This window comes from Citrobacter sp. On2M (assembly GCF_018035235.1).
Taxonomy (GTDB): Bacteria; Pseudomonadota; Gammaproteobacteria; order Enterobacterales; family Enterobacteriaceae; genus Citrobacter; species Citrobacter meridianamericanus.
Map to the genome: position 1 here is coordinate 220972 of NZ_WPCV01000005.1, position 14616 is coordinate 235587.

Consider the following 14616-nt stretch of genomic DNA (forward strand, 5'->3'; position numbering starts at 1 on the left):
CTTATTTACGGTTGGCCAGCATGGCGGTCAGTTTTTCTGCCCAGGCTTTCGTTTCCGGGAAATCACATACCGGCTGGCTGTAGTGCCCACGGTTATCCGGCGCAACCGGCGTGGTAGCATCAATAATTAACTTGTCGGTAATCCCCGCCGGACTGGAACCAGGATCAAGCTCCAGCACCGACATATTCGGCAGTTGCACCAGATCGCCCGCCGGATTGACCTTCGAAGACAGCGCCCACATCACCTGCGGCAGGTTGAACGGGTCAACATCCTCATCAACCATAATCACCATTTTCACGTACCCCAGGCCATGCGGCGTCGTCATTGCGCGCAGCCCGACTGCACGGGCAAAGCCACCGTAGCGTTTTTTGGTGGAGATAATCGCCAGCAAACCGTGGGTGTACATGGCGTTCACCGCCTGTACTTCCGGGAATTCAGCTTTCAGCTGTTGATAAAGCGGTACGCAGGTTGCTGGCCCCATCAGATAGTCGATTTCCGTCCACGGCATCCCGAGATACAGCGATTCAAAAATCGGTTTACTGCGATAAGAGACTTTATCGATACGCACCACGGTCATGTTACGACCACCGGAATAGTGCCCAGTAAACTCGCCAAACGGCCCTTCGATTTCACGCTTACGGCTTTCAATGACCCCTTCGAGGATCACTTCCGAACCCCAAGGTACGTCAAAGCCGGTAAGCGGTGCGGTAGCGATCGGGTACGGGCTTTCACGCAGCGCTCCCGCCATTTCGTATTCCGACTGATCGTACTTCAGCGGCGTGGCCCCCATCAGGGTGATGATAGGATCGTTACCCAGCGTGATGGCAATCGGAAGATCTTCACCGCGCTCTTCAGCTTTATGCAGATGCAGCGCGATATCATGCATCGGCACCGGCTGCAGGCCAAGCTTGCGTTTGCCCTTCACTTCCATACGATAAATGCCGACGTTCTGTTTGCCGAAGTTGTCCGGATCCAGCGGATCGCGCGACACCACGCAGGCTTTATCAAGATAGAAACCGCCGTCACCATCGTTCAGACGAAACAGCGGCAGAATATCAAACAGGTTGATCTCCTCACCATCAACACAGTTTTCAGCCCACGCCGGGTTGGCACGACGCTCCGGCGTAACCGGAAATTTATCCCAACGGCGAATAAACTCATCAATTTGTTTTTTCACCGGCGTATTGGGCGGCAGGCCTAATGAAATGGCATGATTCTGCCATGAGCCGATAGTATTCATCGCCACGCGGGCGTCGGTAAAACCGCGAATATTGTCAAACCACAGCGCAGGCGCACCATCACCAATACGTCCGGTCGCGTTAGCCGCCGCAGCCAGATCCGGCTCAGCGTTGACTTCTTCACTGATTTTCAGCAATTGTCCCTGGTCGTCCAGCGCCTGTAAAAAGCTGCGCAAGTCATCAAATGCCATTATTCATTCTCCTGTGCAAAATTCTGCGCCTGTCGTAATCCCTGCCAGCGACGGGCGTTGGGGTGTTCCAGACCAAACTGATCGAGCACGCGAGCCACAATGTGCTGCGTGATGTCATCAACCGTTTGCGGGTGGTTATAAAACGCAGGCATCGGCGGGACCATCGCGACGCTCATGCGCGAAAGCGCGAGCATGTTTTCCAGATGAATAGTGCTAAGCGGCATTTCCCGCGGAACCAGTACCAGCTGGCGCCCTTCTTTCAGCACCACATCAGCGGCGCGCCCCACCAGTCCTTCCGCATAGCCAGCACGAATACCGGCAAGGGTTTTCATACTGCAGGGGATAATGATCATGCCGTCAGTACGAAACGATCCGGAGGAGATGGTCGCCGCCTGGTCCGCCGGGTTGTGGCAATAATCGGCTAACGCTGACACATCACGGACGCTGTATGGTGTTTCCAGTTCAATGGTGGTTTTGGCCCACTTTGACAGCACCAGATGGGTTTCTACCCCCGGCATTGCCCGCAGCGCCTGCAGTAGCGACACACCAAGCGGTGCGCCGGTCGCCCCGGTCATTCCTACAATCAGTCTCATTTCGCCCTCAATTTTGTTCGTGTACGAACATTTTATTAAAATACTCCCTCGATGCATTCCGGACAAGAGCACCTCGCACAGATTGCTAAAGCAGCAATGGTTAAACTATGACGCGTTACCCGTTAAGATAGAGACTGACAGATATTCCGGAGCTCTCATGCCGTTAAGAAACACAGCCTTCCACCTTTTACGTCAGCTTTTTCAGCAGCATACGGCTCGCTGGCAACATGAATTACCGGATCTGACCAAACCGCAGTATGCGGTGATGCGCGCCATTGCCGAACAGCCCGGAATTGAACAGGTTACCCTGACCGAGGCAGCAGTCTGTACCAAGGCGACGCTTGCGGAAATGCTGAGCCGAATGGAAAAACGCGATCTGGTCAGGCGTGAGCACGACCCGGCAGATAAGCGTCGGCGGTTTGTTTATTTGACCGCGCAAGGAGAAGCGTTACTGGCCAGCGCAACCCCACTGGGAAAGGGCGTAGATGATGAGTTTTTGGGGCGGTTATCTGATGAAGAGCGTGAGCAGTTCACACGTCTGGTGCGTAAGATGATGGGGTAATTTATCGGATTGCGGCTATTCCTTACCCGGCCTGGACACATCGTCAAAGAAAAAGGCCAGTCCCAATGAGACTGGCCTTTCTTGATAGAACTAGTGCTTACTCGCGGAACAGCGCTTCGATATTCAGCCCCTGAGTCTGCAGAATTTCACGCAGACGACGCAGACCTTCAACCTGAATCTGGCGAACACGTTCACGAGTGAGGCCAATTTCACGACCCACATCTTCCAGTGTCGCAGCTTCGTACCCCAGCAGACCAAAGCGACGTGCCAGCACCTCACGCTGTTTGGCGTTCAGTTCGAACAGCCATTTGACGATGCTCTGTTTCATATCATCGTCTTGCGTGGTGTCTTCCGGACCGTTTTCCTTTTCATCGGCCAGAATATCCAGCAACGCTTTTTCGGAATCGCCACCCAGCGGGGTGTCTACCGAGGTAATACGCTCGTTGAGTCGGAGCATACGGCTGACGTCATCAACCGGTTTGTCCAGTTGTTCAGCAATCTCTTCTGCGCTCGGTTCGTGGTCCAGTTTATGCGACAACTCACGCGCGGTACGCAGATAGACGTTCAGCTCTTTTACAATGTGAATGGGCAGTCGGATCGTACGGGTTTGGTTCATAATTGCCCGTTCGATCGTCTGGCGGATCCACCAGGTTGCGTATGTTGAGAAGCGGAACCCGCGTTCCGGGTCAAACTTCTCGACTGCACGGATAAGCCCCAGATTGCCCTCTTCAATCAGGTCCAGCAATGCCAGACCACGATTGCCATAACGACGAGCAATCTTCACCACCAGACGCAGGTTACTTTCAATCATGCGACGGCGAGATGCGACATCTCCACGCAGTGCGCGACGCGCAAAATAAACTTCTTCTTCGGCTGTTAACAGTGGTGAATAACCAATCTCACCAAGGTAAAGCTGAGTCGCGTCCAACACACGCTGTGTGGCCCCCTGCGATAACAGCTCTTCTTCAGCCAGGTCGTTATCACTGGGTTCCTCTTCACTCAAGGCTTTTTCATCAAAAGCCTCTACTCCGTTCTCATCAAATTCCGCATCTTCATTTAAATCATGAACTTTCAGCGTATTCTGACTCATAAAGGTGGCTCCTACCCGTGATCCCTAACGGAACTAGCACGTGAAAGCCTGGTTCCGCCGAATTATCGCTGCGGTAAATAGCGCAGCGGGTTTACGGATTTCCCCTTGTAACGAATTTCAAAATGCAAGCGTGTTGAACTGGTTCCGGTACTACCCATGGTAGCTATTTTCTGCCCCGCCTTGATTTCTTGTTGTTCCCGGACCAGCATTGTATCGTTATGGGCGTAGGCACTCAGGTAATCATCGTTATGTTTGATGATAATAAGATTACCGTAACCACGCAGCGCGTTACCGGCATAGACGACGCGTCCATCTGCGGTCGCGACAATAGCCTGTCCTTTGCTGCCTGCAATGTCGATTCCTTTATTGCCACCTTCGGTAGCCGCAAAGTTTTCGATCACTTTGCCGTCAGTCGGCCAGCGCCAGGTAGAGATTGGCGAACTGGTTGACGTTGAGCTTGCAGTTGATTCGGTTGCGCTAACTGCCGGAGCCGTTACAGGCGCTGTGACTACAGTCCCAGCAGGCTTGTTGTTCGGCAACATTTTATTAGCACTTTGTTCACCTGAATCCTCAGAATACGTAATTGTTGGTTTCGAAGCAACAGCAACGGTGGAATTTTGTGCAGGGTTGGTCACAACTCCTTGCTGTGCTGCATCCGCCTGGGTGATGGCATTACCACCAGTAATCGGTGCGCCAGACGCGTTGCCCACTTGCAGAGTTTGACCGACATTCAGGCCATACGGGGCCGGAACGTTATTGCGTTGTGCGAGGTCACGGAAATCGTTCCCGGTGATCCAGGCAATATAGAAAAGGGTATCGCCTTTCTTAACAGTATAAGTACTGCCGCCCGTGTAGCTACCTTTCGGAATATTCCCATACTTACGATTGTATACAATACGACCGTTTTCCATCTGTACAGGTTGCTCTGCTACAGGCTGAATTTGTGTTGGCTGTGTGGTTGGCCGCTGCACCGGCTGGATCTGTGGCGTCTGCTGTACCGTCGACGTCGAGCCCATTTTTGGTGGAGGCGTAATCAGCATGCCGGAGCTGGTATTCGTTGATGCAGCGCCGTTAACCGAGCTGACCGGTGCTGGTGGATTCGAGGTATTTGAACAACCTGCCAGCCATAATGAAACCAGTGACAATGCCGCAATACGGCTAACGGTAAATTTGTGGCTTCCCGCGCTCATTTATCCCCCAGGAAAAAAATTGGTTAAAACCCATGACGTAATCACCGTGCAAGGCATCGTCACAATACGCTTACCTGTTCCAGAATATCCAGGAAAACTCCAGGTATTCACAGCCGATATCTACGCAAGCTCCCCTTTTACTAAGGGAACGAAACGTACGGCCTCCACGGTATCGATAATAAATTCGCCTCCCCGACGACGCACCCGTTTCAAAAACTGGTGCTCATCGCCCACGGGTAAGACGAGAATGCCGCCCTCATCCAACTGCATCATCAATGCGGTTGGGATCTCAGGCGGCGCAGCCGTTACAATGATAGCGTCAAACGGGGCTCGCGCCTGCCAGCCTTGCCATCCATCACCATGACGGGTCGAAACATTATGTAAATCAAGCTGCTTCAGGCGACGACGCGCCTGCCACTGCAAACTTTTAATGCGTTCAACGGAACACACATGATGCACCAGATGCGCCAGAATCGCCGTCTGGTAGCCAGAGCCAGTTCCAATTTCCAGCACCCGAGACTGCGGCGTTAACTCCAGCAGTTCGGTCATCCGCGCTACCATATAAGGCTGCGAAATCGTCTGCCCCTGACCAATCGGCAGGGCAATATTGTCCCAGGCCTTATGTTCAAACGCCTCATCAATGAATTTTTCACGCGGCACGGCGGCGAGCGCATCGAGAACAAGCTCATCTCTGATGCCCTGCGCACGTAATTGTTCAAGAAGAGTGTGTACGCGTCTGCTTACCATTGCGTGTCGACTCCCACGCTGTCTAACCAGTCAGAAACCACTTCATGTGCGCCGTATGCGGTTAAATCGACATGCAGCGGCGTGATGGAAACATAGCCTTCATCGACCGCGGCAAAATCCGTATCCGGCCCGGCGTCGCATTTTTCGCCCGGTGGCCCGATCCAGTACAGCGTATTGCCGCGCGGGTCCTGCTGTGGAATAACCAGATCCGCCGGATGACGACTGCCGCAGCGGGTGACGCGGATCCCTTTAATCTCATCCAGCGGTAAATCCGGCACGTTGATATTTAAAATGCGTCCGGTGCGCAGCGGTTCACGACTCAGCGCCCGTAAGATACGGCAGGTGACCGCCGCAGCGGTATCGTAGTGTTTATGACCATCAAGTGAAACAGCCAGCGCAGGGAACCCGAGGTGACGACCTTCCATCGCCGCCGCAACGGTACCGGAATAGATGACATCATCACCCAGATTTGGACCCGCGTTAATACCAGAAACGACAATGTCCGGACGCGGACGCATTAATGCGTTCACACCCAGATAGACGCAGTCGGTAGGCGTACCCATTTGTACGGCAATATCGCCGTTATCATAGGTAAACGTGCGAAGTGAGGACTCCAGCGTCAGCGAGTTAGACGCGCCACTGCGGTTACGATCCGGGGCAACCACTTGTACATCAGCAAACTCACGCAGCGCTTTCGCCAGCGTTTGTATACCGGGTGCGTGGACCCCATCATCGTTACTCAGCAATATACGCATAATCACCCATTGTGTTAATAAGTTCCCTTACAACACTGGTGGCGAAGCTACCTGCCGGTAGCCAGAAACGTAACTCAACGGTTACGTCATCCCACCAGTTCCAGCTTAATTGTTGTGGATACAGCAACATAGCGCGACGCGACGCGTCGACTTTCTCGCGCAATAACAGAGACTGCAGCGCGGTTTCATCAGCAACAGCGGCTTCTTCAAACGCCAGTGCGTCGCGTTGAGTTCCCCACTCACCGCAGCCCGGCAATGCCGCTGTTATCATCAATTCTTTCTCATCGACGCGACGCTGTAATTCAGTTTGTTCTTCCTGTGTGGCGACAAACCAGCTTCCGCGCCCCGATAATTGTAGCGCATCGCCGTCAACAACTTGATTAAAGTCTGTTTTTTTCAGGCGTTCACTGGCTATCTGATTAAACAACGCGCTACGGGCCGCCGACAACCAAAAACTGCGTTTATTGCGATCGCGCACCGGCGCATCGCTTTGCGCCCAGCGCAACGCTCCTTGCAGGTTGCTGCCGCCGATACCAAAACGTTGAGTGCCAAAATAGTTCGGTACGCCGCGCTCGCTAATCGCCTGCAAACGCGCTTCAACATCATTTCGCTCACTCACCTCACGCAGCACCAGCGTAAATTCGTTGCCTTTCAGCGCCCCTAAACGCAGCTTACGCTTGTGGCGCGCGTACTCCAGCACTTTACAACCTTCAAGCTCAAATTTGCTTAAATCAGGCATCGCATTGCCCGGCACGCGCGCGCACAGCCACTGTTCCGTGACCGCATGCTTATCTTTCTGCCCGGCAAAGCTGACTTCACGAGCGTGAATTTTCAGGAACTTCGCCAATGCGTCAGCGACAAAACGGGTGTTACAGCCGTTTTTCAGGATACGCACCAAAACATGCTCGCCTTCGCCATCCGGTTCAAAGCCTAAATCTTCGACGACGACAAAGTCTTCCGGGTTTGCTTTCAGGACGCCATGGCCCAGTGGTTTGCCATGGAGATACGTCAGATCTTCAAACGCAGTCATTTCGTTGCCTTAATGAGTAACGCCACCGCTTCGCAGGCAATCCCTTCCCCACGCCCGGTAAAACCGAGTTTTTCCGTGGTGGTCGCTTTCACGTTAACATCTTCCATATGGCAGCCGAGGTCTTCGGCAATAAACACACGCATTTGCGGAATGTGAGGCAGCATCTTCGGCGCCTGAGCAATAATCGTCACATCCACATTACCAAGCGTATAGCCTTTGGCCTGAATACGCCGCCAGGCTTCACGCAATAATTCACGACTATCTGCACCTTTAAAGGCCGGGTCGGTATCCGGGAAGAGTTTACCGATATCCCCCAGCGCGGCCGCGCCAAGCAGAGCATCGGTTAGCGCATGTAACGCCACATCGCCATCAGAATGCGCCAGCAATCCTTTTTCATACGGAATGCGCACACCACCAATGATAATTGGGCCAACGCCGCCAAAAGCGTGTACGTCGAAACCGTGTCCAATTCGCATTATGTCTTCTCCTGGTATACACATCATCCTTCAAGCTGCCTCGTTGCAGCGTGAAGGATAAAGTGTCTAGATAGTTCGGGTCAGATAAAATTCCGCCAGCGCCAGGTCTTCCGGGCGGGTGACTTTGATGTTGTCAGCACGTCCTTCAACCAGCTGTGGATGAAAGCCGCAATATTCCAGCGCCGAGGCTTCGTCCGTAATGGTTGCGCCTTCATTGAGCGCACGCGTCAGGCAGTCGTGCAACAGCTCGCGTGGGAAAAACTGCGGCGTCAACGCATGCCATAAATCGTTGCGATCGACCGTATGCGCTATGTCTGTTCGCCCCGGCTCCGCGCGCTTCATTGTGTCGCGTACCGGTGCGGCAAGGATCCCACCGGTACGGCTGGACTCGCTGATTGCCAGCAAACGGGCCAGATCATCCTGGTGCAGACACGGACGCGCGGCATCATGCACCAGCACCCAACGGGCCCCCCCTGCGGCTTGCAAACCGGCAAGGACAGAATCGGCACGCTCGTTGCCGCCATCCACCACGGTAATTTGCGGGTGCGCAGCAAGTGGAAGTTGGGCAAAGCGGCTGTCGCCTGGGCTGATAGCGATGACGACTCGCGTCACCCGGGGATGCGCCAGCAGCGCATCAACCGAGTGTTCGAGAATGGTTTTATTGCCTATAGAGAGGTACTGCTTAGGACACTCTGTTTGCATTCGGCGGCCAAACCCGGCAGCCGGCACCACGGCGCAAACGTCCAATAAAGTGGCTGCCATGTTAAATCCCTGGACGGTTTATCGATTGTTTTGCCCTACAGTCTGAGCGCGTTTAGACGCGTCAGGCACCAGACGATAAAAGGTTTCGCCCGGCTTAGTCATACTAAGTTCGTTGCGCGCACGCTCCTCAATAGCCTCTTGTCCGCCATTGAGATCGTCAATTTCGGCAAAAAGCTGATCGTTACGCGCTTTAAGTTTCGCGTTTGTAGCTTGCTGCGCAGCAACATCATCGTTGACGCGACTATAGTCATGTATGCCGTTCTTACCGAACCACAGCGAATACTGCAGCCAGACTAATAAAGCCAGCAACAGCAGCGTTAGTTTACCCATCCTGCCCCCTGAAAAACGGCATTAACATCCCATAATTTCCGCAGACAACTTTACATCAACGGTCGGGAATGCCGCGACAACGCGGGCAAATGTACCACATTTGCCCATTGTTACGTATACCCCGTGTAAGGAGAACATAATCTCATTGTTGGTTACGGTTTGAATTATGACCAGAGAGTGAACAACGTGGCGATTGTTAAAAAAGGGCGTTTACCTAACCCAGCAACCATAGAAATAGTGCGCCAAACATCGCCCCAACCACCAACAGGGTGCAGATAATGCTCAGCAGCAACCGTCCCTTCAATAGCGAGTGCAAAGCAATACCCGCGACAATCGCCACGGGCAGCAATGCGAGGAAAAAGGGCCAGGTATAAATGAAGAAAAACAGTGTATTAGGGCCATACATCAGACACGGGAATCCCAGCGCCAACAACCACGCGATAAAACCGACCACGGCCCCCGGTAGTGACCAGGTGGTTTCGTCGTCGGCGGCGAAGGTATCCGACTCTGTAATAGTAATGTTATGGCTGTTACGCATATCTAATCCTGTGACCGTGACTGACCGGGCATGTGAGCTCGGGTGTCTCAGGATCTGATAATATCTTCCTGCCTCAGCAGGTCTAATAATTGGGGTACCAAATTTGTTACCAATTGTTCACCATTAAGATGAATCTCTGGCGATTCAGGCGCTTCGTATACTGAATCAATTCCGGTGAAATTGCGCAACTCACCCGCCCGCGCTTTTTTATACAGCCCTTTTGGATCGCGTGCTTCACACGTTGCTAATGGCGTATCGACAAAAACCTCAATAAAACGCCCTTCGCCAACCCGCTCGCGGACCATTTTGCGCTCGGCGCGATGCGGCGAGATAAAGGCGGTCAACACCACAAGACCCGCATCCACCATCAGGTTAGCCACTTCACCAACCCGACGAATATTCTCCTTACGATCGGCATCACTAAATCCAAGATCGCTGCACAGACCGTGACGCACGTTATCGCCATCCAAAAGATAAGTACTCACCCCCAGCTTATGCAACGCTTCTTCCAGCGCCCCTGCTACCGTGGATTTACCGGAACCTGACAGCCCGGTAAACCACAGCACAACACCACGATGACCGTGGCGTTGTTCCCGCTGTTGCGGTGTAACAGGATGGGCATGCCAGACGACGTTTTCGTCATGCAGCGCCATTATTGTCCTCCCAGCAGATCGCGCGCGCCCCAGTGTGGGAAGTGGCGACGCACCAGCGCATTAAACTCCAGCTCAAACGCGCTGAACTGAGAAGCCGCCGCGTGCTCCTGAATGATTGGCTCACGTACTAACCCCGCGCCAACGGTAACGTTGGTCAGGCGGTCAATAATAATCAGCCCGCCCGTTACCGGGTTCTGTTGATAGGTATCCAGCACCAGCGGCTCATCAAAGGTGAGATTAACCAGACCGATGCCGTTTAGCGGTAGCGCTTCAACGTCACGTTGGGTAAGGTTATTAATATCGACCTGGTACTGCACGCTATCAACGCGTGCGCGGGTCTTCTTGCCTGCAACTTTGATGTCGTAACTCTGTCCAGGCGACAGTGGTTGTTCCGCCATCCAAACCACATCAATGGCAGCGCTTTGTACCGCCGGCAAAGCCTCGCCGGCATCAAGCAGCAGATCGCCCCGGCTGATGTCGATCTCATCTTTCAATACCAGGGTTATCGCTTCCCCCGCATGCGCTTCCTGCAAGTCGCCATCAAACGTGACGATCCGCGCAACGCTGGACTCAACGCCGGACGGCAGTACTTTGACGCGCTGCCCGACCTTCACGCTACCGGAGGCCAGCGTTCCGGCATAACCACGAAAATCCAGATTCGGTCGGTTCACATACTGCACCGGGAAACGCATCGGTTGCGTATCAACACTACGTTGAATCTCAACGGTTTCAAGCACTTCCAGCAGCGTCGGACCGCTGTACCACAGCATGCTGGCGCTTTGCGAAGCCACGTTGTCGCCTTCCAGCGCAGAGAGCGGCACAAACCGGATATCCAGGTTGCCCGGCAACTGTTCAGCAAAAGTAAGATAATCTTCGCGAATGCGGTTAAATGTCTCTTCGCTAAAGTCCACCAGATCCATTTTGTTGATCGCCACCACCAGGTGTTTGATCCCAAGCAGCGTGGAGATAAAGCTATGACGACGAGTCTGATCCAGTACGCCTTTACGCGCATCGATCAGCAGGATCGCCAGGTCGCAGGTCGACGCACCGGTGGCCATGTTACGGGTGTACTGCTCATGACCCGGGGTATCCGCAATGATAAATTTACGCTTCTCGGTAGAGAAATAACGGTAAGCCACGTCGATGGTGATGCCCTGCTCACGCTCGGCCTGTAAGCCGTCAACCAATAACGCCAGATCGAGCTTTTCGCCCTGGGTGCCGTGACGTTTGCTGTCGTTGTGCAGCGATGAAAGCTGGTCTTCATAAATCTGACGCGTGTCATGCAGCAGGCGACCAATCAGGGTACTTTTCCCGTCATCCACGCTACCGCAGGTTAAAAAACGCAGCAGACTTTTATGTTGCTGGGCGACCATCCAGGCTTCAACGCCGCCTTCATTAGCAATTTGTTGTGCAAGTGTCGTATTCATGGCGGCTCCTTAGAAATACCCCTGACGTTTCTTCAGCTCCATGGAGCCCGCCTGGTCGCGGTCAATCACGCGGCCCTGACGTTCACTGGTGGTTGAGACCAGCATCTCTTCAATAATTTCCGGCAGCGTCTGCGCATGCGACTCCACCGCCCCCGTCAGCGGCCAGCAGCCGAGCGTGCGAAAACGTACCATGCGTTTTTTAATCACTTCCCCAGGTTGCAGATCGATTCTGTCGTCATCAATCATCATCAACATGCCGTCGCGTTCCAGCACCGGACGCTCCGCCGCCAGGTACAGCGGTACGATGTCGATGTTTTCCAGCCAGATGTACTGCCAGATATCCTGTTCGGTCCAGTTGGAGAGCGGGAATACGCGAATACTTTCACCTTTATTAATTTGTCCGTTGTAGTTGTGCCACAGTTCCGGACGCTGGTTTTTCGGGTCCCAGCGATGAAAACGATCGCGGAAAGAATAGATGCGTTCTTTAGCGCGCGATTTCTCTTCGTCACGGCGAGCGCCACCGAACGCGGCGTCAAAACCGTATTTGTTCAGCGCCTGCTTCAATCCCTCGGTTTTCATAATGTCGGTATGTTTGGCGCTACCGTGGACAAACGGGTTGATGCCCATCGCCACCCCTTCCGGGTTTTTATGCACCAGCAGTTCGCAGCCATAGGCTTTCGCCGTACGGTCACGAAATTCGTACATCTCGCTGAATTTCCAGCCGGTATCAACGTGCAGCAGAGGAAACGGCAGCGTGCCAGGATAAAACGCTTTACGCGCCAGATGCAGCATTACGCTGGAATCTTTGCCGATGGAATACATCATCACCGGATTAGAAAACTCGGCGGCCACCTCACGAATGATATGGATGCTTTCCGCTTCCAGTTGCCGCAGGTGGGTAAGTCGTTTTTGATCCATAACCGTTCCTATGTAATGCCGTTATTTTGCTAACGATGCTCAGATAACCTGACTATAGGGAGGGCAAGAGGGCGAATGAAATTACGAATTGGAATGAGTAGTTCCTCAAAGGAATAACGATCCGGAAAAGCAAATATCAAAAAGTGCTTAAGCTACCGGATTTCGGGCATTTAGGAGCAAATGAAATTGTTTTACCTCGATCACAGTTTCATACTAGCGGCTGAAAATTTCTGCTTGGTATTTAAGGACTCATTATGTTTTCCGCAACGCGCCACCTTATTGCTGCCATGGCGCTCGGCGCGTGTTTTATCCTTCCAGCACAGGCAACATCCTCCAAACCTGGAGATATCGCAAATACCCAGGCTCGATATATCGCAACGTTTTTCCCGGGCCGCGTGACGGGATCTCCGGCTGAAATGTTATCTGCTGATTATATACGTCAGCAATTCCAGCAGATGGGCTACAGCAGTGATATTCGGACGTTTAATAGCCGTTATGTTTATACCGCCAAAAATAACCGTAAAAACTGGCATAACGTAACGGGAAGCACCGTTATTGCAGCACATGAAGGTAAAGCGCCGCAGCAGATTATTATCATGGCGCATCTCGACACCTACGCTGCACAAAGCGACGCCGATTCAGATGCCAATCTGGGTGGGTTAACCCTGCAAGGTATCGACGACAACGCTGCAGGCGTTGGCGTAATGCTGGAACTGGCGGAAAAACTCAAAGACGTGCCGACGCAGTACGGCATCCGATTTATTGCCACCAGCGGCGAGGAAGAAGGCAAACTCGGCGCAGAAAACATTCTGAAACGAATGAGTGCCGCCGAGAAGAAAAACACGCTGCTGGTGATTAACCTCGATAATTTGATCGTCGGGGATAAACTCTATTTCAACAGCGGTAAGAAAACCCCGGAAGCAGTTCGAAAACTGACGCGCGACCGGGCGCTGGCTATCGCGCATAGTCGCGGGATTGTAGCCAGTACCAATCCGGGCCTGAACAAAGACTATCCGAAGGGAACAGGATGTTGTAACGATTCGGAAGTCTTCGACGACGCGGGTATTGCCGTGCTCTCCGTTGAAGCGACTAACTGGAGCCTGGGCAAGAAAGATGGCTACCAACAGCGCGCCAAAAGCGCCTCGTTCCCGGCTGGCAACAGCTGGCATGATGTGCGACTGGATAACCAGCAGCATATCGATAAAGCCTTACCGGGCCGGATAGAGCGCCGTAGCCGCGACGTGGTACGCATTATGCTGCCGCTGGTAAAAGAACTGGCGAAAGCAGATAAATCCTGAAGAAGCAGTCCGGTAATATGTAAACGTTACCGGGCTGCTAGCTGTCACCCTTCGTGCAGCCCGCACTCGCGCTTGAGCCCAAAGAACCGCGTCTCTTCTTCCGCCATTCCCGGCTCCCATTTGCGGGTGGTATGCGTATCGCCGACTGACAGATAGCCCTGGTCCCACAGCGGATGGTATTTCAGGCCGTGCTTTTGCAGATACTGGTAAACCGTACGGTTGTCCCAGTCGATAATCGGCAGCACTTTAAACACGCCACGCTGAATAGCCAACACCGGCAAATGCGCACGACTGCCGGACTGTTCGCGACGCAAACCAGCAAACCAGGTTTGCGCGTCGAGTTCCTGTAGCGCCCGGTTCATCGGCTCGACTTTGTTGATGTCATTGTATTTTTCAATGCCTTCAACGCCCTGTTCCCACAGCTTACCGTAACGTGCTTCCTGCCAGGCGGCGCTCTCTTTCGCGCGATAAACCTGGAGATTCAGCTTGAGTTTGTCCGTTAACTCGTCAATAAACTGGTAGGTTTCAGGGAACAGGTAGCCGGTATCGGTCAGGATCACCGGGATATCCGGGCGGATCTGATTCACCAGATGCAGACTCACTGCTGCCTGAATACCGAAGCTTGATGACAGCACATATTCACCTGGCAGGTTTTCCAGCGCCCACGCCACGCGATCCTCGGCACTCAGTTTTTCCAGTTCGGCGTTGGTTTCGGCCAGCGCCAGCACGCGCTCGACTTTTGGCAGGTCGTTCAACGCGTTGAGATCGAGTTTGGACATAAGTTCCTCGCTGTTTGCCTTGCCAAATGGCGCGCGTAG

17 protein-coding genes are annotated in these 14616 nt (G+C 53.3%); 2 read left to right on the forward strand and 15 right to left on the reverse strand.

Going from position 1 to position 14616, the window contains the following annotated elements; all coding sequences use genetic code 11:
- Position 1: 1 nt before the first annotated feature.
- Both On2M_RS19035 and On2M_RS19040 read right to left on the reverse strand, forming a co-directional pair.
- Positions 2–1429: a non-oxidative hydroxyarylic acid decarboxylases subunit C gene (locus tag On2M_RS19035; RefSeq protein ID WP_210905313.1), complete on the reverse strand. Its 1428-nt coding sequence runs from the start codon at positions 1427–1429 to the stop codon at positions 2–4.
- Positions 1429–2022 (reverse strand): non-oxidative hydroxyarylic acid decarboxylases subunit B, encoded by a 594-nt coding sequence (locus On2M_RS19040; RefSeq protein WP_210905314.1) that lies wholly within the window; start codon positions 2020–2022, stop codon positions 1429–1431. Before On2M_RS19040 ends, On2M_RS19035 begins: the two co-directional genes overlap by 1 nt.
- Before the next feature lie 157 nt (positions 2023–2179).
- Between On2M_RS19040 and On2M_RS19045 the strand changes: the two genes are divergently transcribed.
- Positions 2180–2584: a MarR family transcriptional regulator gene (locus On2M_RS19045; RefSeq protein WP_151218222.1), complete on the forward strand. Its 405-nt coding sequence runs from the start codon at positions 2180–2182 to the stop codon at positions 2582–2584.
- Positions 2585–2681: 97 nt separating this feature from the next.
- On the opposite strand, the gene rpoS is transcribed toward On2M_RS19045, so the two are convergent.
- The 12 genes from rpoS to cysD all read right to left on the reverse strand — a co-directional run bounded on the left by rpoS (position 2682) and on the right by cysD (position 12500).
- Complete coding sequence (rpoS, locus tag On2M_RS19050; protein WP_000081498.1) at positions 2682–3674, reverse strand: RNA polymerase sigma factor RpoS; 993 nt, start codon at positions 3672–3674, stop codon at positions 2682–2684.
- 62 nt (positions 3675–3736) lie between these two features.
- Positions 3737–4864, reverse strand: a complete 1128-nt coding sequence (nlpD, locus tag On2M_RS19055) for a murein hydrolase activator NlpD (protein WP_151218223.1) — start codon at positions 4862–4864, stop codon at positions 3737–3739.
- A 120-nt stretch (positions 4865–4984) separates the two neighbouring features.
- Complete coding sequence (locus On2M_RS19060; protein ID WP_151218224.1) at positions 4985–5611, reverse strand: protein-L-isoaspartate(D-aspartate) O-methyltransferase; 627 nt, start codon at positions 5609–5611, stop codon at positions 4985–4987.
- The gene (surE, locus tag On2M_RS19065; protein WP_151218225.1) at positions 5605–6366 is read right to left on the reverse strand and encodes a 5'/3'-nucleotidase SurE; all 762 of its coding nucleotides are present in this window, start codon (positions 6364–6366) and stop codon (positions 5605–5607) included. Before surE ends, On2M_RS19060 begins: the two co-directional genes overlap by 7 nt.
- Positions 6347–7396, reverse strand: a complete 1050-nt coding sequence (truD, locus tag On2M_RS19070) for a tRNA pseudouridine(13) synthase TruD (RefSeq protein ID WP_151224259.1) — start codon at positions 7394–7396, stop codon at positions 6347–6349. Before truD ends, surE begins: the two co-directional genes overlap by 20 nt.
- Positions 7393–7872 (reverse strand): 2-C-methyl-D-erythritol 2,4-cyclodiphosphate synthase, encoded by a 480-nt coding sequence (gene ispF, locus On2M_RS19075; protein ID WP_151224260.1) that lies wholly within the window; start codon positions 7870–7872, stop codon positions 7393–7395. The genes truD and ispF overlap by 4 nt, the downstream gene beginning before the upstream one ends.
- A gap of 66 nt (positions 7873–7938) precedes the next feature.
- Positions 7939–8634 (reverse strand): 2-C-methyl-D-erythritol 4-phosphate cytidylyltransferase, encoded by a 696-nt coding sequence (gene ispD / locus On2M_RS19080; RefSeq protein WP_151218227.1) that lies wholly within the window; start codon positions 8632–8634, stop codon positions 7939–7941.
- An 18-nt stretch (positions 8635–8652) separates the two neighbouring features.
- Positions 8653–8964 (reverse strand): cell division protein FtsB, encoded by a 312-nt coding sequence (ftsB, locus tag On2M_RS19085; protein WP_151218228.1) that lies wholly within the window; start codon positions 8962–8964, stop codon positions 8653–8655.
- A 214-nt stretch (positions 8965–9178) separates the two neighbouring features.
- Entirely contained in the window at positions 9179–9502 is a 324-nt protein-coding gene (locus On2M_RS19090) for a DUF3561 family protein (RefSeq protein ID WP_151218229.1), read from the reverse strand.
- A 47-nt stretch (positions 9503–9549) separates the two neighbouring features.
- Positions 9550–10155: an adenylyl-sulfate kinase gene (gene cysC, locus On2M_RS19095; protein ID WP_187253121.1), complete on the reverse strand. Its 606-nt coding sequence runs from the start codon at positions 10153–10155 to the stop codon at positions 9550–9552.
- Entirely contained in the window at positions 10155–11582 is a 1428-nt protein-coding gene (gene cysN, locus On2M_RS19100) for a sulfate adenylyltransferase subunit CysN (protein WP_210905315.1), read from the reverse strand. The genes cysC and cysN overlap by 1 nt, the downstream gene beginning before the upstream one ends.
- Positions 11583–11591: 9 nt before the next feature.
- Entirely contained in the window at positions 11592–12500 is a 909-nt protein-coding gene (cysD, locus tag On2M_RS19105; protein WP_151218231.1) for a sulfate adenylyltransferase subunit CysD, read from the reverse strand.
- Between the two features lie 254 nt (positions 12501–12754).
- Here cysD and On2M_RS19110 point away from each other — a divergent pair, with 254 nt between their 5' ends.
- The gene (locus On2M_RS19110) at positions 12755–13798 is read left to right on the forward strand and encodes an aminopeptidase (protein ID WP_151218232.1); all 1044 of its coding nucleotides are present in this window, start codon (positions 12755–12757) and stop codon (positions 13796–13798) included.
- Between the two features lie 44 nt (positions 13799–13842).
- Here the strand turns inward: On2M_RS19110 and cysH are convergent, their stop codons facing one another.
- The gene (gene cysH / locus On2M_RS19115; RefSeq protein WP_151218233.1) at positions 13843–14577 is read right to left on the reverse strand and encodes a phosphoadenosine phosphosulfate reductase; all 735 of its coding nucleotides are present in this window, start codon (positions 14575–14577) and stop codon (positions 13843–13845) included.
- Between the last annotated feature and the right edge of the window lie 39 nt (positions 14578–14616).